General features: G+C 48.7%; 21 protein-coding genes. 11 read left to right on the forward strand and 10 right to left on the reverse strand.

Annotated features, from left to right (window positions below):
- Positions 1-3 precede the first annotated feature (3 nt).
- Both gppA and rhlB read right to left on the reverse strand, forming a co-directional pair.
- The gene (gene gppA / locus B2Q61_RS13595) at positions 4-1,563 is read right to left on the reverse strand and encodes a guanosine-5'-triphosphate,3'-diphosphate diphosphatase (protein WP_290618274.1); all 1,560 of its coding nucleotides are present in this window, start codon (positions 1,561-1,563) and stop codon (positions 4-6) included.
- Entirely contained in the window at positions 1,529-2,815 is a 1,287-nt protein-coding gene (gene rhlB / locus B2Q61_RS13600) for an ATP-dependent RNA helicase RhlB (protein WP_290612561.1), read from the reverse strand. Before rhlB ends, gppA begins: the two co-directional genes overlap by 35 nt.
- Before the next feature lie 101 nt (positions 2,816-2,916).
- Here rhlB and trxA point away from each other — a divergent pair, with 101 nt between their 5' ends.
- From trxA to B2Q61_RS13615, 3 genes are all read left to right on the forward strand, one after another.
- Positions 2,917-3,243, forward strand: a complete 327-nt coding sequence (gene trxA / locus B2Q61_RS13605) for a thioredoxin TrxA (protein WP_290618272.1) — start codon at positions 2,917-2,919, stop codon at positions 3,241-3,243.
- A gap of 191 nt (positions 3,244-3,434) precedes the next feature.
- A complete protein-coding gene (gene rho / locus B2Q61_RS13610) occupies positions 3,435-4,700 on the forward strand; it encodes a transcription termination factor Rho (RefSeq protein ID WP_290612559.1) in 1,266 nt (421 codons plus the stop codon).
- An 80-nt stretch (positions 4,701-4,780) separates the two neighbouring features.
- On the forward strand, positions 4,781-6,076 hold the full coding sequence (locus B2Q61_RS13615; RefSeq protein WP_290618270.1) for an NAD(P)/FAD-dependent oxidoreductase: 1,296 nt from the start codon (positions 4,781-4,783) through the stop codon (positions 6,074-6,076).
- 57 nt (positions 6,077-6,133) lie between these two features.
- On the opposite strand, the gene deoA is transcribed toward B2Q61_RS13615, so the two are convergent.
- Together deoA and B2Q61_RS13625 are read right to left on the reverse strand one after the other, a co-directional pair.
- Complete coding sequence (gene deoA / locus B2Q61_RS13620) at positions 6,134-7,450, reverse strand: thymidine phosphorylase (protein WP_290618268.1); 1,317 nt, start codon at positions 7,448-7,450, stop codon at positions 6,134-6,136.
- Positions 7,451-7,452: 2 nt separating this feature from the next.
- Positions 7,453-7,884 carry a cytidine deaminase gene (locus B2Q61_RS13625; protein ID WP_290618266.1) on the reverse strand — a complete coding sequence of 144 codons (432 nt, stop codon included), beginning with the start codon at positions 7,882-7,884 and terminating at the stop codon, positions 7,453-7,455.
- A 134-nt stretch (positions 7,885-8,018) separates the two neighbouring features.
- Between B2Q61_RS13625 and B2Q61_RS13630 the strand changes: the two genes are divergently transcribed.
- Positions 8,019-8,906 (forward strand): LysR substrate-binding domain-containing protein, encoded by an 888-nt coding sequence (locus B2Q61_RS13630; RefSeq protein WP_290618264.1) that lies wholly within the window; start codon positions 8,019-8,021, stop codon positions 8,904-8,906.
- A 210-nt stretch (positions 8,907-9,116) separates the two neighbouring features.
- Positions 9,117-9,641, forward strand: coding sequence for a hypothetical protein (locus tag B2Q61_RS13635; protein ID WP_290618262.1), 525 nt, complete (start codon positions 9,117-9,119; stop codon positions 9,639-9,641).
- Positions 9,642-9,807: 166 nt separating this feature from the next.
- On the opposite strand, the gene B2Q61_RS13640 is transcribed toward B2Q61_RS13635, so the two are convergent.
- From B2Q61_RS13640 to B2Q61_RS13655, 4 genes are all read right to left on the reverse strand, one after another.
- Positions 9,808-10,098, reverse strand: a complete 291-nt coding sequence (locus B2Q61_RS13640; protein ID WP_290618260.1) for a hypothetical protein — start codon at positions 10,096-10,098, stop codon at positions 9,808-9,810.
- 56 nt (positions 10,099-10,154) lie between these two features.
- The gene (locus B2Q61_RS13645; RefSeq protein ID WP_290618258.1) at positions 10,155-12,260 is read right to left on the reverse strand and encodes a peptidase domain-containing ABC transporter; all 2,106 of its coding nucleotides are present in this window, start codon (positions 12,258-12,260) and stop codon (positions 10,155-10,157) included.
- Between the two features lie 413 nt (positions 12,261-12,673).
- The gene (locus B2Q61_RS13650; RefSeq protein ID WP_290618256.1) at positions 12,674-13,054 is read right to left on the reverse strand and encodes a hypothetical protein; all 381 of its coding nucleotides are present in this window, start codon (positions 13,052-13,054) and stop codon (positions 12,674-12,676) included.
- A 52-nt stretch (positions 13,055-13,106) separates the two neighbouring features.
- The gene (locus tag B2Q61_RS13655) at positions 13,107-14,357 is read right to left on the reverse strand and encodes an HlyD family secretion protein (protein WP_290618254.1); all 1,251 of its coding nucleotides are present in this window, start codon (positions 14,355-14,357) and stop codon (positions 13,107-13,109) included.
- A gap of 369 nt (positions 14,358-14,726) precedes the next feature.
- Here B2Q61_RS13655 and mtnK point away from each other — a divergent pair, with 369 nt between their 5' ends.
- From mtnK to B2Q61_RS13685, 6 genes are all read left to right on the forward strand, one after another.
- Positions 14,727-15,929, forward strand: a complete 1,203-nt coding sequence (gene mtnK, locus B2Q61_RS13660) for an S-methyl-5-thioribose kinase (protein ID WP_290618252.1) — start codon at positions 14,727-14,729, stop codon at positions 15,927-15,929.
- Positions 15,930-16,075: 146 nt separating this feature from the next.
- A complete protein-coding gene (locus B2Q61_RS13665; RefSeq protein WP_290618250.1) occupies positions 16,076-16,768 on the forward strand; it encodes an ABC transporter ATP-binding protein in 693 nt (230 codons plus the stop codon).
- On the forward strand, positions 16,744-17,727 hold the full coding sequence (locus tag B2Q61_RS13670) for an HlyD family secretion protein (RefSeq protein WP_290618249.1): 984 nt from the start codon (positions 16,744-16,746) through the stop codon (positions 17,725-17,727). The genes B2Q61_RS13665 and B2Q61_RS13670 overlap by 25 nt, the downstream gene beginning before the upstream one ends.
- The gene (locus B2Q61_RS13675; protein ID WP_290618247.1) at positions 17,724-18,755 is read left to right on the forward strand and encodes an HlyD family secretion protein; all 1,032 of its coding nucleotides are present in this window, start codon (positions 17,724-17,726) and stop codon (positions 18,753-18,755) included. Before B2Q61_RS13670 ends, B2Q61_RS13675 begins: the two co-directional genes overlap by 4 nt.
- Positions 18,745-19,944 (forward strand): efflux RND transporter periplasmic adaptor subunit, encoded by a 1,200-nt coding sequence (locus B2Q61_RS13680; RefSeq protein ID WP_290618244.1) that lies wholly within the window; start codon positions 18,745-18,747, stop codon positions 19,942-19,944. Before B2Q61_RS13675 ends, B2Q61_RS13680 begins: the two co-directional genes overlap by 11 nt.
- A 4-nt stretch (positions 19,945-19,948) precedes the next feature.
- Positions 19,949-21,184: an ABC transporter permease gene (locus B2Q61_RS13685; protein WP_290618242.1), complete on the forward strand. Its 1,236-nt coding sequence runs from the start codon at positions 19,949-19,951 to the stop codon at positions 21,182-21,184.
- Positions 21,185-21,269: 85 nt separating this feature from the next.
- Here B2Q61_RS13685 and B2Q61_RS13690 read toward each other — a convergent pair whose 3' ends face one another.
- Complete coding sequence (locus tag B2Q61_RS13690; RefSeq protein WP_290618240.1) at positions 21,270-23,354, reverse strand: peptidase domain-containing ABC transporter; 2,085 nt, start codon at positions 23,352-23,354, stop codon at positions 21,270-21,272.
- The gene (locus tag B2Q61_RS13695; protein ID WP_290618238.1) at positions 23,354-24,595 is read right to left on the reverse strand and encodes an HlyD family efflux transporter periplasmic adaptor subunit; all 1,242 of its coding nucleotides are present in this window, start codon (positions 24,593-24,595) and stop codon (positions 23,354-23,356) included. Before B2Q61_RS13695 ends, B2Q61_RS13690 begins: the two co-directional genes overlap by 1 nt.
- Positions 24,596-24,675: the final 80 nt, after the last annotated feature.

The raw sequence follows: 24,675 nt of genomic DNA on the forward strand, positions 1-24,675 counted from the left end.
GCCTTACTTGATCAGAAGCTGCCAGCCAGCCAACTGTTGGTATTGTACTTCCTGCTCTAATTCAGCCCGCATCAACGGATGCTGTTCCAGCCAGTTCGCCGGCATATGCAAGTTCAGCGTTTCTGCTTTGGTGGTTATCCTGACTGCAGGCAGTACTTCGTGGCGGCGACGCATTGATAAGATTACCGCCAGACGCAAGATACGGGTCAGCCTTACTGTTAGCAGAACGGAGGTCATGGTTTGACGGGCAATCACTTCCCGGCTAATGTCGGCACGATGATTATGCACCAGCGCCATCACCAGCTGTTGCTGGGCCCGGGTAAAACCAGGTAAATCAGAATGGTTAATAATATAAGCACCGTGATGATGGTGGTTTTTATACTCTATCAGTAAGCCAAGCTCGTGCAGGAGTGCTCCCGAGCGTAACATGCTCAGCCCTTCAAATTTGTCGACATCCCAGCGGCTTTGCAATTGGCCAGCCAATTCCACCGCCATATCTGCTACCCTTTCAGCATGGCGCTGATCGATAAAGTAGCGCACCATTAAACTACTGACGGTGCGGTTACGCACATTGCTATGTTGCAGCTGTGGTAACATGCTGTACAACACACCTTCACGCAGGGCGCCACCCGATAACGTCATGCCGTCAATATGTAATACCCGGAACAACGCGATTAAAATAGCTAAACCGGACGAAAAAACCTGCTTACGCTCCTGCGCCAGGCCGATTATATTCAGTTGCATAATCGGGCCACATGCCATGGCCTGCTGCATAATATCTTCCAGCTTTCTCAGGGTAATCACTTCATCTTTGCCCTGAGCCACCAGAATTTCCTGAATGGCCTGCACGGTACCAGAGGCGCCTACGGCTATTTGCCAGCCTTTGGCCAGAAAGTCATTACTGATGGTTTGCACTTGCAGGACAGCAGCATCAATTGCCTGATTAAAATTGTCTTCACTTAATTCGCCATCGCCGAAATAGCGCTCCAGATAAGTGACACAGCCCATATTGAGGCTGGCCAGCAATTCAGGAGCATAGCCGCGCCCCACCACCACTTCAGTGCTGGCGCCGCCAATATCAATCACTAACCGGTTGGAGTCACAATTTGAGGTATGGGCCACGCCCAGATAGATAATCCGCGCTTCATCGGCACCGCTGATCACCCGGACTTTCTGGCCCAGAATAACTTCAGCTTCTTTCAGGAAGGTTTTAACATTCTGCGCCAACCGCAGCGTAGCGGTGCCAACAATCCGGATATTTGCCGCCGGTATATCCTGTAACCGCTCTGCAAATAACGCCAGGCATTCCCAGCCACGCTTCATGGCTTTACGGCTGAGCACCAGATTATCGTTTAAACCGGCCGCCAGGCGAACTTTGCGTTTTACCCGGCCTATCACCTGCACAGAACCGCCCACCACTTTTACCATCAGCATATGGAAGCTGTTAGAGCCCAGATCAATCACCGCATAGATATCACTATGCGGTGACGTGTCGCCAGAATGGTCCGCCGTTACCGGCGGCACAGGGTTAACGGGGGCGGCTGCGGGGATTTCTTGGGCCATTGCTGCTGCGTCCACTGTTGCCACGGCCAGGGCCACTACGAGCCTGACCCGGGCGGCGACGTACCCGTGGTTTCGGTACGGTTAAATCGTCAAGCAAGGCAGTAGCATCATACTGAGTTAGCGCTATAGTGTGTTTAATATAGTCTTCAATAGCAGTTAAATTCAGGGCATAACGCTCACAGGCAAAGCTAATCGCTTTGCCGCTTTCACCGGCACGGCCAGTACGACCAATCCGGTGTACGTAGTCTTCACAATCGTCGGGTAAGTCGAAATTGAAAACATGGCTGACTTTAGGAATATGTAAACCCCGGGCGGCAACATCGGTTGCGACCAGAATATCCAGTTTGCCGGTGGTAAAATCATCCAGAATTTTCAGCCGTTTTTTCTGAATTACATCGCCTGTCAGCATGCCAACCCGGTGGCCATCGGCCTCCAGCCAGGCATAAACATCTTCACAGGCGTGCTTAGTGTTAGCAAACACAATGGCTTTATCAGGCCAGTCTTCTTCCATCAGCGTCAATAGCAACTTCATTTTATGCTCATGCGCCGGGTAAAACAGCTCTTCACTAATCTGGCTACCGGTCATCTCATCCGGCGCGACGTGAATATGCACTGGCTCGTTCATTTTTTCAAACGCCAGCTCCTGCACCTTGTACGATAAGGTGGCAGAAAATAATAAACTTAACCGTTCCGTCGCCGGCGGCATCCGGTTAAACATAAAACGAATGTCTTTTATAAAGCCTAAGTCAAACATCCGGTCTGCTTCATCCAGTACAACAACCTGAATTTGATCAAGCTCATACAAGCCCTGTTTAAGGTAATCTATCAGCCGGCCAGTAGTGCCAATCAGAATATCTACGCCTTGTTGCAATAATTGGCGTTGAGTATCGTAACCTTCACCCCCATATATTAAGCCAAGACGTAAATTGGTTTTCTGAGCCAGCATTACTGCATCGTTATGGATCTGCACAGCCAGTTCCCGCGTAGGAGCCATAATAATGGCACGTGGCTGTCCTGAACCTTTTGGTTCATGGTTTAGCAAGTAATGAAAAGTTGCTGTTAAAAAAGCCAGGGTTTTTCCGGTGCCGGTTTGGGCCTGACCCGCTATATCTTTACCTGCAAGCGCCAGGGGTAAACACTGAGCTTGAATTGGCGTACAATAGCTGTAACCTTGCGCCGCTAAAGCGTCAAGAACCTGTGGTGCCAATGCGAAATCGGCAAATTTATGTGAGGTTAAGTGAGTTTTATTCATACCTGCCTAGCATAACTGTTACGCTTGCAATAAGAAACAGCCACGTTTAAATTGATAACACATTTTTGCAGTGTAACTGCACAGCCTGAACGGAGAAATAGATGAGCGAACAAATTTTACAGGTTTCTGACGACAGTTTTGAAACTGATGTTTTAAAAGCCGAAGCGCCGGTACTGGTCGACTTCTGGGCAGAATGGTGTGGCCCTTGTAAAATGATCGCACCGATTCTGGAAGACGTTGCGGCAGAATACAGCGGCAAAGTCAGTATTGCTAAAGTAAATATTGACCAAAACCCGAATACCCCGCCAAAATTTGGTATTCGTGGTATTCCAACTTTACTGTTGTTTAAGAATGGTCAGGTTGCCGCGACCAAAGTTGGCGCGCTATCAAAAACGCAATTAAAAGAGTTTTTAGATAGCAATATCTGAAAATGACTGAAAAGGCGTATTTTTGTACGCCTTTTTGCTGTTGCCCGCTGGACGTGCCAAACATCTGCTGCTATTGTGTGGCTAAGCAAATATCTTAAACCACGCTTGTCTGTCGAATAAACCAACTTCCAAACCTTTGTTATCGAGCCGATAAGCATTTTCTGTTTTTACCAACAAGAACCCATCAAACTATGCATTTAACAGAACTGAAACTGAAACCAATTAGCGAACTGGTTGATTTGGCCGAGTCCATGGGCCAGGAAAACATGGCCCGCCTGCGTAAACAAGACATTATCTTCGCAATATTAAAAGCCCACGCTAAAAACGGTGAAGAAATTTTCGGCGCAGGGGTATTGGAAATTCTGCAGGATGGTTTTGGTTTCTTACGTTCGTCTGACAGCTCTTACTTAGCTGGTCCGGATGATATTTACGTATCACCCAGCCAGATCCGCCGCTTTAACCTGCGTACCGGTGACAGCATTTCTGGTTTAATTAGGCCACCGAAAGAAGGTGAGCGCTATTTTGCGCTGCTAAAAGTTAATGAAGTTAACTTCGGCCGGCCAGAACAGGCCCGCAATAAGATTTTATTCGAAAACTTAACCGCCCTGCATGCCAATTCGCGGCTGCGGATGGAGCGCGGTAACGGTAGCCGGGAAGATATTACCGCCCGGGTACTGGATTTAGCCTCTCCAATCGGCCGTGGCCAGCGTGGTTTAATTGTCGCACCGCCGAAAGCCGGTAAAACGATTTTGCTGCAAAATATCGCCCAGTCTATTGCCGCTAACCATCCTGAATGTGTATTGATGGTATTGTTGATTGACGAGCGCCCGGAAGAAGTAACGGAAATGCAGCGGCTGGTAAAAGGTGAAGTTATTGCCTCAACCTTCGACGAACCTGCAAGTCGCCATGTTCAGGTAGCTGAAATGGTGATTGAAAAAGCCAAACGACTGGTCGAACACAAAAAAGACGTGATTATCCTGCTCGACTCTATTACCCGCTTAGCCCGGGCTTATAACACTGTTATTCCAAGCTCTGGCAAAGTGCTTACCGGTGGTGTCGATGCCAATGCTCTGCATAAGCCGAAGCGTTTCTTTGGTGCCGCCCGTAACGTAGAAGAAGGCGGCAGCTTAACCATTATCGCTACCGCGCTGGTGGATACCGGTTCGAAAATGGACGAAGTCATTTACGAAGAATTTAAAGGCACCGGCAACATGGAGCTGCATTTATCACGCAAAATTGCTGAACGCCGCATTTTCCCGGCTATTGACTTTAACCGTTCAGGTACCCGTCGTGAAGAGCTGCTGGCGTCGCCGGAAGAGCTGCAAAAAATGTGGATCCTGCGCAAAATCCTGCACCCGATGGACGAAAGCGACTGTATGGAGTTTTTAATCGATAAGTTATCGATGACCAAAACCAACGATGAGTTTTTCGACTCGATGAAACGGCAAAAATCATAACGCTTAAAACCGGCCTTCGCGCCGGTTTTTTTATCGCTGCAATAAAGTACCCGGTTTTGTAATAACCTAAGGACAAAGCAATGACACCCCCTCGCATCGTAGTTATTGGCGGTGGTGCCGGCGGCCTGGAACTGGCTACCCGGCTGGGCAATAAACTGGGCCGGAGAAAACGCGCCCATATCACGCTGGTTGATCGTAACCATACCCATATCTGGAAACCGCTGCTGCATGAAGTCGCTACCGGCACCCTCGATGTCGAAATTGACCAGCTGAGTTACCGGGCCCACGCCGCCAGTCATGGTTTTGAGTTTCAGTTAGGCAAATTTACCGATATTAATCGCGAGCAACGCACGATTACCCTGGCAGCCATTGCCTCTGCAGACGGCGAACAATTACTGGCCGAGCGTACGCTTAAGTATGATTACCTGGTGTTAGCCATCGGTAGTATATCCAATCACTTTAATACCCCGGGTGTGGCAGAGCATTGTATTTTTCTGGACAGTCCGGCGCAGGCACATCGTTTTCAACGCCGCTTACTTGATGCCTATCTGAAGCTGAACTCACCGGAGCACCCAAAAGACAAACTGAATATCGCGATTGTTGGCGGCGGTGCCACCGGTGTGGAACTCGCTGCCGAGCTTTTCCATGCAGCAGCAGAGCTGAATTTATACGGATTTGCTGATTTACGCTCAGAGCGTTTAAATATTCATCTGGTGGAAGCCGGGCCTCGTATTTTACCGGCTTTGCCTGAGCGTATTGCCAGTGCAGCTCATAAAGAGCTGCTAAAGCTTGGCGTCGACGTGCGGGTTAATACCCGGGTCACCGCCGCTGATTGTCATGGCTTGCAATTAGGCGACGAGCAACTGGATGCCGAACTAATGGTTTGGGCTGCCGGCATCAAGGCAGCTGATTTTATGCAGGGGCTGGCGGGGCTGGAAAGTAACCGGCTCAATCAGCTGGTGGTAAACCCCATGCTGCAAAGCAGCCGTGACCCCAGCATTTATGTGATTGGTGATTGTGCCGCCTGCCCGTTGGCCGACGGTAAATGGGTACCGCCGCGGGCTCAGTCAGCACATCAAATGGCTAGCCTGGTCGCGAAAAACCTGATCGCCTCCCTGAACGACAAGCCCTTGCATACCTTCCAATACAAAGATCATGGCTCACTAATCTCTTTAAGCCGGTTTGGTACCGTAGGCAGTTTAATGGGTAACCTGATAGGAGGGGCGATGATGATTGAAGGCCGGATTGCCCGACTAGCTTATATCTCGTTGTACCGGATGCACCAGGTTGCTTTGCACGGCTGGCTGAAAATGCTGGTTATTTCACTCGTTGCCCGCATTAACCGCATCGTCCGACCACGGCTTAAATTGCACTAGCGGCCGTTACTGCAAAGGGCCTGTTTTAACAGGCCCTTTGCTAACGCCAGGTTATCTTTAACCAATCGTATGGTGAACCAGAACTGATTTTTCTGAAGTTTCAACGTCAATACTCAGTGCCTGCAGGTATTCGTTGCGGGCAGTTTCAGCCGCTGCTGCGCTGGCTGCATGAACGGTCGCCAGCCTGTCGCCCTGCTTAACCTTGCTACCTGTTGCCATAATATGGCTAAAGCCCACCGCCGGGTTAATTTGCTGGCTGGGATGAGACCGCCCACCGCCTAAGCGAACCACCGCCATCCCCAGGCCAACGGTATTGTGATAATTTACATATCCTGGTTGCGTCGCAACAATATCCTGCACTACGGGAGCGCTGGCTAAATACTGCTGCGGCTTTTCCAGCAAGTCTGCCGGACCGCCAAGCTCTGCCACCATTTTGCTGAATATTTCTGCTGCTTTGCCCGAACTTAAGCTTTGCTCCAGTGCCGCTATTGCCGAGGCTTTATCAGCATGCAGGCCACCCAGCATCAGCATATTGGCGCCAAGCTCCAACGTGAGTTGGTGCAGTCTTGGCTCGCGGTATTTACCTGTTAAATAATCCAGAGTTTCAATAACTTCCAGCGCATTGCCCGCTGTGCTGCCTAAAATCTGGTTCATGTCGCTGATTAAAGCCCGGGTGGCAACACCGGCACCGGTGGCGGTATTAACTATACTGGTTGCTAAGGCACTGGCATCATTGGCAGTGGCCATAATGGCGCCATTACCGACTTTGACATCCATCACCAGCGCATCGAGACCTTCAGATAATTTTTTCGATAAAATAGAGGCGGTGATCAGCGGGATAGATTCTACCGTGGCGGTAACGTCGCGAATACCGTACAAGCGACGATCTGCCGGCGCTAATTCACTGCTCTGACCAACAATCACACAGCCCAGCTGCGGCAATAATTGCTCAATCCGGCTTAAACTCTGGGTACAGCTATAGCCTGGTATACTTTCCAGTTTATCTACCGTGCCGCCGGTATGGCCAAGGCCGCGTCCGGCAATACTTGGCATAAAGGCGCCACAAGCAGCGACCATCGGTGCCAGCATCAGGGTGACTTTATCACCGACGCCGCCGGTACTGTGCTTATCCACTACCGGGCCATTTACGCGCCCCTGCCAGTTAAGCACCGTGCCGGAATCGCGCATGGCTAATGTCAGTTCGACAATTTCACTTACCGCCATCCCATTTAAATAAATGGCCATCGCCAGTGCTGCTGCCTGGCTGTCACTGAAGCTATCATCTGTTAAGCCCTGAACGAACTGGCGGATCTCGGCATGACTTAACGGCTTGCCGTTACGTTTGGTTTTAATAATTTCCTGAGGAATAGCCATAATTAACTGTCCTTACTGATTTTTTCGCTGGCAGCCAGATAAGTAGGGGTAAAAGCATCGGGTAACAATTGCTGCAGGTTCCAGCTTTGCTGCTGGCCTAAATGGTTGCTACTGGCAATAGGCGCATCCGGCATGAAAAATTCGGCAATTATCTGACGGCATATACCGCAAGGGGGGGTCAGCTTAGCTTGCGGGGTATACACCAGCAACGCGACAAATTTGCGTTCACCAGCCACTACCGCTGCGGCGATGGCATTACGCTCGGCACAAACAGTGCCGCCGTAGGAGGCATTTTCGACATTACAACCAGCATAAATCTGGCCACTTTCGGCCTGTACAGCCACACCAACCGGAAACTGACTATAGGGAGCATAGGCCTGCTCAGAGGCCGCTTTGGCGGCAGCATTCAGTGCTGCCCAATTAATTGCTGTCACGCGGGATAACCTGCTAAATTACGGCCGTACAGTGTTGCCGCGAAATGGTTGCAGGTCAAGCCTGTTAATACGCTTGAGATAAAGCGAAATTAACGACATCATTACGTTGCCATTTTATTTAGGTAATACCGAACATGACAATACACACGCCACTTCGCGGCTTGCGCTGTTTTTGCGTTGCAGCAGAGTGTTTAAGTTTTAAGGAAACCGCCAAGCAGCTGTATTTAACCCCCTCAGCGGTCAGCCACCAGATAAAACAACTGGAAGATAACTTAAACCTCAGCTTGTTTGAGCGTAAAACCCGCGCCATAGCGTTAACCGAGACCGGCAAACGCTTTTATCAGGAAGTGCAACCGCTGCTGGCCCAGCTGGCCGATACCATTGCCCAGTTCAGTCAGGTTGAACGGATGCAGGAAGTCAGCATTTCGATGCCGGAGTTTTTTGCCAGCGAACTGTTTGTACCCAAGCTTATTGGCTGGTCGGCGCAATATCCGAATATAAATTTAAAGCTGGAAACGGTGAAATCACGCCGCGACAGCCCGAAATACACTGATTTGTCTATTGTTCTATCTGGTAAAAAGCCCGAGGGTATGCAGGCTTACGATTTATTTCCAATAAGCTATGTGCCCGCCTGCAACCCCAAGCTGTATGAGCAAATTCATGGCAAAAGTTACCGGGCGCTGGAGAAAACCCCGCTCATTCTGCATCAGGCGCGGCCACATGCCTGGCATCAGTGGGCTGAACATGTCGGCTATCATAACTTTAAGCCAAAGCAGATTATTCAGCTCGACAGTATGTTCAGCGTGGCCCGCGCCGCTCAGCAAGGGTTAGGCGTTGCACTTATTCCACTGCCCATCAGCCAGAGCTGGTTCAGCAGCGGCAGCCTGGTACGGCTGTTTGAACAGGAGTTGTTAAGCCGCGATCGCTATTACTTAGTGCGCCATGATGACGACGCTAACCGGCCGGAAATTCAGTTGCTGATTGACTGGGTATTAAAGAGTTTTCAGCCAGCCCACGGCTAAAACCCGCTGCTGTTAACCGTGTTCGCATAGCAGCCTTTTATGACAGTTACAGGGCGTTCAGCGCGAAGTATAGGTGAATTTTCTTAACCTATCGGTGTGATTTATCTCGTTTGTCAGACCAGTTGCTACTGGCTAAAGTATCCCTGTCGCCGCAAAAACTTTCCCTACGAAAGGCCGGTGACCCAAATTTAAACCAAGGGAGAATACGACATGACATTCACAGCCAAAAAATTTGCTACCGCCGTGGCACTGAGCGTGCTGGCCTCAAGTCCATTTCTCGCTTCAGCTGCGAGCAATGGTTACAAAATGGTGTTAATTGAAGACACCCCGGGCGTCACGACCATTCAGGCAGGTCAGTTACAGCAAGGCATCAGCGAAGTAACCAACTATCGCGGTGCTGAAGCAGACAGCTTCTCATTACACATGAGCCTGTGCGTCGCTTACAGCCGCTTAAACCAGATTGATCTGGCCCAAAGCGCCTGCAACAAGGCAGTAAGCCTGGCACAAACTACCCCGGCATTACCAACCGACGCCAAACGCGAAATGCGTGCCCTGGCTTACAGCAACCGCGGTGTAATGCACGTACTGGCCAGCGACAAAGTCGCTGCGCTGGAAGATTTTAAACGCGCAGTATCGTTAAATACCAACGATATTAACCAGCACAACCTGGCACGCTTAACCGCCGATATTAATGGCGTTGAAACCAATCAAATCGCGTATAACAGCGCTGAATAAGCTGTTTTAAGCGAAAACTGTTTTAACTGTAACAAGTTTTACCCCGTTTTACCCTCGTCCTTTGCCCGGTTAATTTAACCGGGCTTTTTTTATTTTTATGATCGTAGCTGTGTTGTACCTGATTGAATAGTCAGGCGTATGTTTCATGATACGCAATAAATTAAAGTTAGCCGTCGGACAGCGGATCCAAGCTATAAAACACATTTATAAAGCGCTGAATGATAAAAACCAGCAGTAGCGACAGCCCCATCGCGCTTAGAAAATCTAACTTTAGAATGGCAGTTGCCAGAACTCCGGTTATGCCACCAATTACGCCAGAGCTCCAGACCATTGGCCCTCGCTTTGGCAAAAAATCCTGCTGGCAATGCTTACAGGTACCGTAAAATTTGTAAATAAGCACCAATCTGTCACGCAGCTGTATATCTTGCTGACAATGCGGACACTGTTCAATCAGCATTAGCAACCTCCGGTGCAAACTGCTGTAGTTCTCTTTCTGTACGCATCTATTCCCTACTAAGCACTTTGTTCGACCACTGGCTTCGGCAAGCCAAATTTTGCTTTGTACGCTTTGGTGACATCCCGCAGCTTACCGTTATGCAGTTGCATAATGCGCTCGGCATTTACAATGGTTTGTGGCCGGTGGGCGATGATGATTCTGGTCATATTTAGTTGTTTAATCGCCTGGTTTACATAGCGCTCCAGCTGCACATCTAAATGGCTGGTGGCTTCATCCATAAACAGTATTTTTGGTTTACGATATAGTGCCCTTGCCAGCAATAACCGCTGTTTCTGGCCGCCCGATAACGAACTGCCCATATCACCGACCAGGCTGTTATAGCCCATTTGCATGGTTGAAATATCCTGATGAATACCCGCCAGTTGAGCACTGGCCATAACCTGCTGCATATCCATCTGGCTGTCAAAAAAGCTGATATTCTCGGCAAGGGTACCCGACATTAACTGATCATCCTGCATTACTGCGGCAATTTGGCTACGGTAGTTGCGCAAGCCAAAGTGGCCGACATCAATCCCATCAACTTTTACTTTACCGGATGTTGCTGGCATTAAACCCAGCATAATTTTCATTAAACTGGTTTTACCGGTACCAGATGGACCAATAATCGCAATATTGTCGCCAGCTTTAACGTTAAGGCTCAGGTTTTCAAACAGCAGCGGATCGGTGTCAGCGTAACGAAAACTCACCCCTTCCAAAACTAACCCTCCGGTTAACTCCTTGCCATCAATACTATTGCCTTCGTCTTCTTTCTCGGTCAGGGCAATATCGGCTAATCGCTCCAAATGCAGCTTAGTCATTTTAATCTGTACTATCAGGCCAATTAAGCTACTCATCCGGCCGGTAAACTGGCTTTTGTACGCAACAAAGGCAAACATCATTCCAACGGTCATATCTCCGGCCATCACTAAGTGGGCCGCCAGATAGATAATTAAAATACCCTCAATGCCAAACAATAATTGATTGACCACCCCGGCACTGATGCCCCACTTGGCCAACCTGAAACCGACATTAATGGTTTCAGTATGGCGGTTTTGCCATAGGTTAAGCCGCTGCACTTCCTGGCCAAATAGCTTTAAACTTTGAATACCGCGTATCGACTCCATAAACACGCTTTGCTCTTTAGCCGAGGTAATAATGCTTTCTTCAGTCAACTTACGCATTGGCCAATAAAATGCCCAGCGCACCAACGCATACAGCAGCACTACAACGACCACCACCAGGCTTAGCTGCGGGCTATACAGATACATCATGGCGAAAACAATAACTACCATAATGCCATCCAGCAGCCCTTCAACCAGGCTGGTGGTTAATAATGATTGAATAGCCGATAGCGAGCCAAAGCGTGAAGTAATATCTCCCATATGGCGCTTTTCGAAAAATGGTACAGGCAAATGCAGCAAGTGGCGGAACAGGTTAGTTACCATTTGCATACTCATCATGGTGCCAAGGTGCAGCGCTATCCAGCTACGCAACACCCCCACCACCATTTGAATCAGCATCAGTAAACCAAAACCCAATGCCAGCACCATTAGTAAAGGCTTATCATGACTAACCAATACTTCATCAACTACCAGCTGCGTATAATATGGCGAGGCAAGGGCAAAAATTTGTAAAATTAACGATAGAGCAAACAGCTTTACCAGGGCTGGCACTACGCCACGTATATTGGTCCAGAATGCGGTGAGGCCGAGCTTTACCCGCTCATCAACCTTTTTAAACTCACTGGTGGGTGTCAGCTCCAGTGCTACCCCGGTAAAGGCTTTATCCACTTCCTTAAATGACAAGCGCCGCTCGCCCATGGCCGGGTCCAGAATAGTAATGCCATTGCGATGCACTTTCTTTAGTACCACAAAATGGTTCATTTCCCAGTGTAAAATGCAAGGCGTTTGCAGCTTGGCTAAGTCATCCAACTCCAGTTTTAATGCACGGCCAGTCATATTTAACTGGTTAGCCAGCAGCATTAACTGCTGCATATTGGCGCCTTTTAGCGACACACTATAGCGGCTGCGTAATGTGGTTAAATCCAGCTGATGGCCATGATAATTGGCCACCATAGCCATACAGGCCAGGCCGCATTCAGCTGATTCGGTTTGTAGTATCATTTATTTTATATCACAAGATTGATGCGAATTAGCATAACAATGCAAAACAATACTTTTTTTCTGGACATAGTACATCGTTACTTGCCTTTCCCGTACTTAGCGATCACAAGTGAGTGAACATATGTTGCAGAAACAATAATCACTGTAAAGAAAAGCGCTTTAACTATTGACGAAACTACTGCATCTGGAAATTTCAAATAGAATGAGTAAGAATTGACCACAAAAATCAAAACGCAGGTATAAATGATTTTTTTATGCTCTTTTTTTGCAAATAAAGGGGACAAAATAATTATGGCAATAAACACATTAATGAAAATGAAAAGGAGTGACATGATTTTCTCTTTCCTCAAGTTTTCTGAGTACTCACTCAGAAAGCAGGGAGCTATCCCTGCTTTAAAAAATATATTTGAGTATTAATTTGGAGCGTGAGGCACTACAGCGGTAATGACACCAACACCTGCTACACTTGTTCCGCCTACCACTGAGGTGTACACCTGACCAGCTACACGTAGCCCGGTTGTTGCAAGAGCCGCGCCTGAACCAAGCAATACTCCAGAAACTACTCCTCCAGCCACACCTGCTCCAATGCTCTCGCCTTTAAATGCAGCAGCAACACCACCAATGAATCCACCTAAAATACCACCAGCAACACTAGTAATAATAAATTGATTATCTCCACTCATATCCATGGCTGACGGGCTAGTTAGATTTGTGATTGGAGCATCACTGCCGTTGCTTGCCTGATATACACCACCACTAACCACTTCAACTTGATCAAATGTTAACTCTTGCATAGTATCTCTCCTTGAGATGCTTTTAAGTTTAAAGGTTTGCTCTGTTTCAGAGCTATAAGCGCCCTTTCAGGCTTAAAATCGGCTCAAACAACCAGGCTAACAGACTGCGTTGTTCCAGCACGATATCTGCGCTTAACAGCATGCCCGATTGCAGCGGGACTGTGTTGCCATAAGCGCGGATCAGTTGCGAATCCAGTGCTACCTGTACCCGATACACTGGCTCCTGTACGGCGACAGGCATATCGACTTCGTTGGGAAGCACGATAGCCTGCGCCGTTTTTATTACTTGCCCTTCATACAAGCCAAAACGCTGGTACGGAAAGGCATCAAAGCGTAAGCGGGTGCGCTGACCCGGCATTACAAAGCCGTAGGCACGGGTCGGCACCAGCAAAATGGCTTGCAGCTGAGCGTTGTCGGGCATAATGGTTAATAGCGGCAAGCCGACCCGCACATTATTGCCAATTTCTGCTACCAGGTTGGTAACCCGGCCACTGATAGGCGCGGTAATCAGCATTTCGCCGCGGGCATTAAGCTCGGTTTGTTGTTGCTGCAGGCGGGAAATATCGCTATCCAGCAGCGCCAGTTGCTGCTCTCGCTCGCTGGGCAGGCGCTGCAGCAGGCCGCTTAGCTGGGCTAGCTGGGCTTTGTGGTTTTGTTCATTGGCATTAAGTTCGGCCAGTTGCTGGCGAATATTCAACACCAGTTCCTGTTGTTGTTGCAGCTCGGTAGTGGAAATAGCACCGCGTTTATGCAGCCCCTGAAAATCCTGCTGGCGCTGTTGATTTAACTGCAGCCGTTGTTGCAACAATTGCTGCTGGGCAGCAATATCATCCAGTAAATTATGGCTTAGGGTTAAGCGATTGCGATACTCAGTTTCCTGCTGGCTAAACTGACTGACCAATTGTTGCTTGCGTAAGGTAACCAGCTCAGTTTGCTGCACCAGGCCCTGAAACAAAGTGCCGGTCAGGCTGTCGCCAGCCGATAAATGCTCGGGAATGGTTACTAACGCCAGGCGATCGCCGGCCTTAACCTGCTGGCCGTCTTCAACAAACACTTGCTGAATAACCCCGGCGCGGGATGACACGACTTTGGCCAGACCAATATCGGGTTTCAGGTAACCGGTTACGGTTTCTTTGCGGTTAAAAGAGGTAACACTAAGGAACACCACAATAGCCACCACCACACAGAGTAAAATAGTGGTTAGCACTGTGCTGCTAAGCGGCTGGGCAATAATTACATCGCCATCTAAACGCGCGCTCTGCTGCTTAACAGCATTAGCGCGAAACAATCCCTGTTCTGCCACAACAACCTCAAACTTCTATTGTGTTTACAATACTGCAAACTTTGTAAGTTCGAGCAAGCTAATATGTTTCAATTTAATACACAATAATTTGTTATATTCTTTTTTGTTATATTAATATTGCTTAATCAACAAATTAACAGGGGGGGGGGTAGTAAAATCAGGTACTTATCAGCAGTACATTTGGCCTCTAAAAAATTGCAGAACACTGATCGCTTAAATTTCGACCAAGCAATATCCGGCCGACCAGGCTAAACGCAGTTACATTTTACGTGACTAATCCCTGCTTAACGCTTTTTTAGCATTGCAGACGGCTATCGGGTTTGCGATTATGCAGCCCTGCTTTTATCTTTTCAATTAACGGTGCGCCTGATGAGTGAGTACAAAACCTTCAATGCCGATGACGCTATCGCCTTTGCCGATGAACACAGCGAATTGTTTGGCGAGCATAGCAAGCTCAGCGCGGTTGAATTAACAGACGGCGATCAAAACCTGGTTTTTAGGATCGAGAATGATAAAGGTACCTCGCTGATTGTAAAACAAGCTCTACCTTACGCCCACCTGATGGGTGAAAGCTGGCCACTGACCACCGATCGGTCGCGGATTGAAGCCGAAGTGCTGAAATTACACCGACGGTTTTGCCCGCAGCATACGGTTGAAGTACGTTATTTTGACCCGATAGCCTGCGCCATGCTAATGGAAGACCTGGACGACTACCGGATATTACGTGCCGAACTGATCGACGGCAAAAAATTTAACCATCTAGCGCCACAAATGGCCAGCTATATGGCAAATACCTTATTTTACACCAGCGATTTTGTGCTGAGCAGCGAACATAAAAAAGCCGAAGTTGCCCGTTTTTTAAACCCGGAACTGTGCCTGATCACAGAAGATTTATTTTTTACCGACCCTTACTGCAATCATGAACGCAATAACATTGAACCATCGATGCTGGAAAAAGCGAAAACACTTTGGCATGACGATGCCTTAAAAGCAGAGGTTGCCGCATTAAAAGCCAGTTTTCTAAGTAAGCCTCAGGCGTTATTACATGGCGATTTACACAGTGGCAGCGTGTTTATTAACAGCGATAACTGCAAAGTAATTGATGCCGAATTTGGCTTTTTTGGCCCGATAGGCTTTGATGTTGGCAGCTTGCTGGGCAACTTACTTATTAACTATTTAGCCTGCCCTGGCTTACAGGACGCAGCTGATTGCACCAGCCAGCAGGCCTATTTACTGGAGCAAGCTGAACAGCTGTGGCTGGATTTCAGCGAGACATTTACTGAATTGATGAGCCGGGAGACCCAGGACCCGGCGCTGGAAAGCAGCTTGTATCAGCAACGCTTTTTACAGCAGGTATTTAGCGATACAGCCGGCTATGCCGGCTGTGAGCTGATTCGACGGACGGTAGGCCTGGCGCATGCGGCAGATATTGACAGTATCAGCGATGCTGGTAAGCGGGCGCAGTGTCAGCGAAATGCGTTAAAGCTGGGTCGGGAGCTGATTATGCAGCGCTCAGATTTAAATAATATCAGCCAGTTACTTAATTTAGTGCGCTATCAGCAGTCTGACTGATCGCGCCAATTAGCCGTTGGGTCTAGCCCGCCTGACGTATTTTACATCTACTTACAATTAATCAACTCTGGCAGCCATAACCGGCTGTCAGGCCAGTTTAGCTTGTGGCAAACTGGAGCGATTCTAACCACAAGCAGGTTGAGCAGATGATTACGGCGAAAGCCCTTTATAAAAACTTTGGCAGTGGCGATAGCCAGGTACAGGCGCTGCGTAATGTCAGCCTGGACATTGCTGAAAACGAATTTGTTGCCGTGATGGGTAGCTCAGGTTCAGGTAAGTCGACTCTGATGAATATTCTTGGTTGCCTGGACACGCCAAGTGCCGGCCAATATCAACTGGCAGGCCAGGTCATTGGCCAGTTGGATGATGTCAGCCTGTCGGCGATGCGTAATCAGCATATTGGTTTTATTTTTCAGTCGTTTCACTTATTACCCAGACTTACCGCTGCCCAGAATGTGGCATTGCCATTACGCTACACTGATATTGCCCCGGAGCAGGCTATCGCCCGGGCCAATGATTTGCTGGATCAGGTGGGGCTGGGCCATCGCAAAGACCATAAGCCCCATGAAATGTCAGGTGGTCAGCGCCAGCGCGTGGCCATTGCCCGGGCTCTGGTAAACCGGCCTAAAGTGATTTTTGCCGATGAACCTACCGGCAATCTGGATAGCAAAACCTCCAAAGAGATCATGCAGCTGCTGTGTGACTTACACCAGCAGGGCAATACTATTGTTATGGTCACCCATGAAGATGAAATCGCTGCCTATGCCGGCCGCGTGATCCGGATGCGTGATGGTCAGATAACGGAGGACAGCGCATGTTCAAACGCACGTTCAGCATAGTATTTCTGGCTGTCGGCCAGTTAAGTTTCAGTGCCTTCAGCACCGCGGACACCACCGGCAATAGTGAGTTACCGTTACTACTCACCGGAACCTTACAATCAGCTGACCGCCAGAGTGTGGTTGCCCCGATGAGTGATAACTGGCGGGTACAGGTGCAATGGCTGCAAAATGAAAGTGAGCCGGTGAAAACCGGCGATTTGATTGCAGTATTTGACGCTGGTAATACCCAGGCCCAGATTGAACAGTTGAAAAGCAGCTTAGTTAACCATGAAGAGCGGCTAAATCAGTTGAAAAGTGAGCATAAACAAAGTGTGATGGAAGCAGAGTATGAGCTGAATCGCCGCCAGCTGCTGCTGGAAAAAGCCGGTATCGATGCCGGCGTACCTAAGGCAAATTTAAGCTTATACGACTTCGAGCAATATCAACTGGAACAAAAGCGGGCGCGCACGGAAGCCAGCAAGGCGGCAGAACAATTAGCCGTTGCCAGGATCACCGCCGATGCCGCATTAACCAAGCAACAGTTGCTTATAAAACAAACCCAGGCTGAGCTAACGGACGCTGAAAATGTGCTAAGCCGGATGAGTGTTTACGCTACCCAGGATGGCAATATCAGTTATGGCAACCACCCCTGGTATGGTACCAAAATATATGCCGGCGTTACGGCGCAGCCGGGTTGGCTGATTGCTGAACTGAACCGCAAAGACAATTTATATATTGAAGCCTGGGTGCATGAAACGGATTTACCGCGCCTGCAGCAGGCCGATGCGCTGCAGGCACGGTTTGATATTGCCCCCGACCAACCTTTCACTGTTACTCTCAGTGAGTTAGCTAATCAGGGCGAGAAACGCCAGAGTTGGGGTAATGCCCTGTATTATAAAGCTTCATTTACCGCCGCCCAGCTGCCTGTTACCAGTCCGATGCTGGGTATGGGCATGTTAATAGAGGTAGCGGCAAAGTGACTTTATCAAACCCAAAACCATACCAGTACTGCCTTAGCGCGGTATTATGCACCTTGCTGCTGAGCGCTTGTCAGCCGGAACGCGTCCAGGATAGCACCAGTGCTGTTGTCAGCTATGTCCGTGCCACCGGCGAGTTAACCGCCGCTAATTCATTTAAAGCCTCGCCACCCAGCGTCAGCAATATGTGGCAATATAATATTAAGCAGTTAGCACCGGAAAGCAGCATGTTAACCGAAGGCACCGTAGTGGTGGCGTTTGACGGCCAGCGGCTGACCGACGAGCTGAATAACAAAAATATTGAACTGAAAAGTGCCGAGCAGGAACTGGCCAACCGTTTGCGCAGCGACGAGCAGACATTTGAAGAGTTGAAACTGACCCTGGCCGAGCGGAAAATGGAATATGATCGCGAGCAACGTAAAGCCGAGATTGTTGACCAGTCGACCTCTGCTAATGACCGGCGTAAAGCCCAAATAGACTTTACCATTGCCGACAACCAATACCAGCTGGCTCAGGCGAGGCTGGCCAGCCATCAGCAACAGCGCCAGGCTGAAGAGCAAATGCTGCTGGCAAAAGTCAGTCGCTTGCAGTCAGAGGTTAGCCAGCTGCAACGCAATATCGCCAGTATGCAGGTTAAAGCCCCCTTTGCCGGTGTCATGGTCTACAGCATTGGTTTTGACGGCGAGAAATTTTCAGTTGGCGACAGTGCCCAGTTTGGTCAGCCGGTTGCCGAAGTTAGCCAGCTGGACAGCCTGTATGTTAAAGCCGAAATTGACGAGATCGATTTAAAACAGCTGCAACCAGGATTAGCGGTTGAAGTTACACTGGATGCTTATCCGGAGCGACGATTTAATGGCGTACTGCAAAGCCTGGGCAACGCAGTGCGGGATAAATCTAACGACAACCTGCGCCGGGTAGTCGATGCCAGTGTCAGCCTGACCAATCTGGATACCGAGCTGATGCGCCCTGGTATGTCGGCCCGTCTTAATATCAGTCTGGGCAACCTGCAGGGAGAGCCGAATGAAAACTAAGTGTTATCGACTGCTGCCGGCCACAGTTACCTTTGGCCTGCTCGTTTTATCGGGCTGTGCTGAGCCCGAGCTACAGGTACCGGTATATAAAGTAGCACCCGCCACTCTGGTGCATAAGGTGCATACTGAAGGTGAATTATTTGCGGTAAATTCGGTAACTATTAATGCGCCGCGTAATGTGCAGGGCCCACGTTTTATTGCCAGCTTGGCCCGCGAATACACCAGGGTTGAACCTGGTGATGTGGTGGTAACTTTCGATGCCACTCAGCTGGAGCGCTCGCAGCGTAAAGCCAGCTCCAGCCTTAGCAGTGTGCTGGCCGACGAGCAGCAAAAACTGGCTGAACAAAATAACGAGCAAAAAGGCCTGGGGCTGGATCAATCTCTGATAGCGCAGGAATTCCGTTTTGCCGATCAGTTCAGTATTGACGATGTGCAAATTCGTTCAAAGCTGGAAATTCTTGATTCGATGCAAAATAAAGAATATCTCGGCGAGAAAAAACAATATCTGGGCTGGCAGGAACAAAGTTTCAGTCAGCGCAGTAGTGGCGAGCTAGAACTGCTTCAGCTGCAACGCGGCCAGCAACAAAGCCTGCTGCAACAGGCCGAAACTGGTTTAGCCGCGCTGGAAGTCAAAGCGCCACACGCTGGTATTTTGCTGTTCGATACCAACTGGCGCGGTGAAAAGCCAGAAGTAGGCGGCATGGTGTTTCCTGGCTTTAAAATAGGCAGCATTCCCGATCTAAGCCTGCAGCATCTGAAATTACAGGTTATCGAACAAGAGGCCATTGGGCTGGCAGCAGAGCAGCGGGTGACATTTTATCTGGCCGCCTGGCCCGATACGGTGCTTAACGGTAAAATTGTTTCCGTTGGCGCGATAGCGCAATCGCGCGAGCGACGCGACCCGCGTAAATATATCGAAGTCATTGTCGCACCCGAGCAACAAGACCCCCGCTTTATGCCTGGTATTAAAGCTATTGCCACTCTGTGGGTAAACGAAAAACCTGAAATATTAAAAGTACCACTGCAAGCCATTTTTAGTGAACAACAGCAGCTGTATGTTTACAAACGCAATGGCAGCACTTTTGTCAGACAACCCATCAGTCTGGGTAGTAAAAGCCTGAGCCATGCTGAGATCAGCAGTGGTATCGCCGCCGGCGATGAAATTGCCCTTGTTAACCCGGAAAGCTGAAGCCATGAAACATACACCTCTGATTAAAGACACCCTGGCCGAACTGGCTCAGCATAAATTGCGCACTTTTCTGACCCTGCTGGGTATGATCTTCGGCGTGGGCGCTGTGATTGCGATGCTGAATATCGGTGAGGGTGCTGAACGTGAAGCATTAAAAACCATTGAAACCATGGGCTTGCGCAATCTAATTGTGGAAGGCCGCAAATTTGATGAAAAAACCCTGCAAGAGCAGCGCAAGCACTCGCTGGGCCTGAACCAAAGCGACATTGATGCTGCCGTAGCCACCATTCCCGGCGTAACCTCTTACAGCGCTGAGCGCACCCTGGATACCTACGGCATCTACGGCCACAAGGGCAAAAGTGATGGTATTGCGCTTGGGGTGTCACCCAGTTATATGGCGTTAAGTAAGCTGCAGTTTGTTGCCGGTCGCAACTTTACCGAACAGGAAAATCGCTACGCCGCCCAGGTGGCCATTTTAGGTGCCCGGGTGGCGCAAAGCTTATTTCCCGATGGCGATGCGCTTGGTAAGCCAGTAAAGGTTAACCATGTCTGGTTACAAGTTGTGGGTGTACTGGCCGAGCCCTATGCCGGCAGTAATGAATTTCAGGGCATTAAACTGGGCGGCGAGCAAAATCAATTGTTTATGCCACTGAACACCGCCCAGACCCGCTTTAAAGCCGAGCCGCTAACTGCCGAGCTTACCTCATTCCGGCTGCAACTGAGCGAGGATGCCAATAATGCGTTAAGCGCCAGGGCGCTGGATTTTTTGCTAAAGCAGCGCCATAACGACATCGACGATTACAACATTATTGTGCCGGCTGCTTTACTGGCACAGCAAAAGCAAACCCAACAGATATTCAATATTGTGATGTCGTGCGTCGCTGGCATTTCACTATTAGTCGGCGGCATTGGCATTATGAATATCATGCTGGCGACGGTACTGGAGCGTACCAAGGAAATTGGCCTGCTACGGGCCATCGGTGCCACCCGGCGCGATATTAAAATTCAGTTTGTGGCCGAAAGCTTTGCTATCGCCATTCTTGGCGGCCTGCTCGGTATCGTATTTGGCATCTTGCTGTCGGAGCTTATCGCCTTTTACTCCGACTGGGCCGTTAGCTGGTCACTGTTAGCAATTGGTTTGTCATTTAGTATCTGCGCCCTGATTGGCGTGGCCTTTGGCGTGTATCCGGCCATTAAAGCCTCAGAACTGGACCCGATAACGGCGCTGCAAAGTGAATAGCTAAGTGTAATAATTTGCCAGTAGCACTATAATTCGGTTTTACAGGACGTACTGGCAACATATCAATCGTAAGTCGCTAATAGTGCTAGCCAAGTTCTATTACCCTATCAACAGAGGCTATGGTTTCCGGGCGATGAGCAATAACAATTCTTGTGATGTTTAAATTTTTAATGGCATTACTGACATAGGATTCTGTTTTAGTATCCAGATGACTGGTAGCTTCATCCATAAATAAAATGCGTGGTTGGCGATAAAGTGCTCTGGCCAACAGGATCCGCTGTTTCTGCCCTCCAGATAGGGCCGATCCCATATCGCCAATAAGGCTGTTATAGCCCATTGGCATCTGCTCGATATCCTGGTGCACCGCAGCCATTTGAGCACACTCCAGTACTCTGGCCATATCTGGCTGCTCTTCAAAAAATACAATATTGTCGCGAATAGAGCCCGACAACAGCTGGTCATCCTGCATGACGGCTGCAATTTGTCGACGATAATTGGCCAGCCCCAGCTGTTGCAGAGGCATACCATCAACCAATACTTCACCGTCACTGGGTAGCAGTAACCCCAGCATGATTTTCATCAACGTAGTTTTGCCACAACCTGAAGGACCGACCAAGGCTATAGATTCACCTGCCTGAATCGTCAGGCTGACATTTTGTAATACAGGGCGCGTTGTATCGCTATAAGCGAATTGAATACCCCGAAGTTCCATATTACCAGCCAGTAGTTTCTGTTCACGCTCTTGCTCCGGATGTACATTTTCCTTTGTTGTCAGTGCGATATCACCTAAGCGTTCAAAGTGAAGACTAAGCATTCTAAACTCAATCAGTTTTTCAATTAGCCGCGCCATCCGATCCATAAACTGAGTTTTGTAAGCCATAAAAGCAAACAGCATACCCGTGCTAAAGCCACCTGCCAGAATTAGATGGGCGGCCAGATAAACAACCAATATATTTTCAATACCAAAAAGTAGCCGGTTCACTGTTTGATATGAGATATTGAATACGCCAAGCCTGATAGATTGATTTGTCGCTTCAACAAAATGATGTTGCCAGATACTTTCCCGCTTAACCTCAGAACCAAATAGTTTTATGGTTTGAATACCGCGAACAGTCTCCATAAAATTTGAATTCTCTTTCGCCAAGGCAAGAATTTCTTGTTCTGATACAGCCCGCAGTGAATGATACATCGCCAATCTGAATAGGGCGTAAACTAACACCGCGGCCAACACTACCATGCTTAACATCGGGCTATAAATCAGAATAACCACCAAAATGGCCATTGCCATCAAGCCATCAATTAATGCTTCAATCATGCCTGTAGTCAGTAGTTCTCTAACCTGTCGCAGCGAACCAAAACGCGATACCACGTCACCCATATGGCGCTTTTCAAAGTAATTTAATGGCAAGCGCACTAAGTGGTGGAACAGATTGCCGGACATTTGAATATTCATTAAATTGCTAAAATGCAGCATGACAAAACCCCGCAACGCGCTTGTAGCAATTTCAAACAACAACACTAATGAAAAACCTAAGGCCAACACCAACAGCAGACTGGTGTCATTACTTAATATCACATCGTCAATTACCAGTTGCATATAATAAGGAGCGATCAGGGTGAACACCTGCAGCAATATTGACAGCGTAAATAGCAAAACAAGGGAGCGTTTAAGTCCAGAAATTTTTGACCAGAAATTTGATAACCCTAACCTGCGTTGTCCCTCTTTCAGTTTAAATTCATTTGTAGGTGTTAACTCCAGAACGACGCCAGTAAAATGTTTTCCTGCCTCTGCCAGGCTCAGTTTGCGGATTCCGAATGCAGGATCTTGGATGACAATATGCTTAGCGTGTACTGCTTTAAGCACCACAAAATGGTTGAGATCCCAATGCAAAATGCAAGGAAGCTTTAAGGCTGGCAGATCTTCTAATTCGATACGCAACGGCCGGGATGTTAGCTGTAGTCTTTCGGCAAAATTCATCAAATCAAGCAGCGTGCAACCTTCAATCGATAGTGAAAACTTCTGCCGCAATTCATTTAAATTCGCTTTATAGCCGTAGAAGCCAGCCACCATCGCCATACAAGCCAGTCCACACTCAGCGGCTTCTGTCTGATGGATCATGGGCAAGCGGCTGCCTTGCCAAAAAGTCAGTTTTTCGGTCAATGCCTGCACTACATCTGTCCTTTTATACTGTAAATCGGATCAAACAGCCATTGCAGCAAACTCCGGCGCTCGGTAATAACATCGCCATCTAGCGTCATGCCAGCCCTTAACGGTAGCTCGCGGTTGTAAGCCTGTATCTGCTGCGAGCTCAGTTGCACCCGAACTCTATAACTTGGCTCCTGGAGAGTAATGTCCGCAACTTCTTCAGGCATGAGTACCGTGTGGCTTACTTCATTCACCCGCCCTAATTGCACACCGAAACGCTCATAAGGAAAAGCGTGAAAACGCAGCCGGACATCCTGGCCGGGTTCAATAAAAGCAACGGCACTTGTGGGTACATAAACAATGGCTTCTAATTCAGCGCCCTCTGGAAGCAAGCTTAAAACAATACTACCAGCGTTAATGAAATAACCTGGCCCAGGCAAAATACCACTGATCGTCCCCGCTTTAGGTGCTCTGATCATGCTGCTTTGTTCATGCTGCAGGCGTGTAAGTTGATTCCGAAGTTCTGAAATTTGGTTATCTAACTGTGCCACGGTAGCTTGATGGTCTATTGGTAGCTGTTTTTGCAGGCTTTGCTGCTGCTTTAATTGTTCTTCCAGCGTCAGTCGCTGACCTTGCAACACTTGCTCCTGCTGCTGCAATGCCAGCAACGTATCTTGTTGCCGGCTTAACTCCAGATTCGAAATAAAACCGGTACCTGAAAGCTGGGAAACCTGCTTAACTAACCGTTGATTTAACTCCAGCCGCTGTTGAAAAGTCGCTTGCTGCTGCAATACCTGGTTAAGCTGCAACTGCGCACTGACATTACGCTCTATAATATCTTGCTCGCGGATACGCTGACTGGCGATTTCCTGTTGTTTTTGCCGTTGCAGATTTGACAGAATAGCGCCGAGCTCCTTTTTTAGTGATGCATTCAGCTCAGTTTGTTCAGATGAAAAGTGCTGCATAGTTAGCTCTATCAGAGGTTGGCCCGCTTTCACCTTCTCCCCTTCTTTAACCAGAAGCTTTTGTACAGTGCCTGCCTGAGATGTTTGAATCCGAATTACACCTTGCTCAGGCTGCAAAACGCCAAACACAACCGTTTTGCGCGCATAACTTCCACTGAGTAGAAAAATGAATGAGCAGACCACAACAAAGAGGATCAAACCAGTTAGCCAGTAAAAAGCAGGTACCTGCACCAGGCTAACCTCGCCCTGCATTCGCGACGTTTGCTGATTGAGCACTTGTTCACGGAATAGAGATTTCATAGAGATTTAATCGTGTTCAACAGAAATTTGCCCTTTGCCATCCTACCAGAAGGTTCAGCGACACACGCAATGATTAACCC

Origin of the sequence: Arsukibacterium sp. UBA5043 (assembly GCA_002415085.1) — a bacterium.
Classification (GTDB): Bacteria; Pseudomonadota; Gammaproteobacteria; order Enterobacterales; family Alteromonadaceae; genus Alishewanella.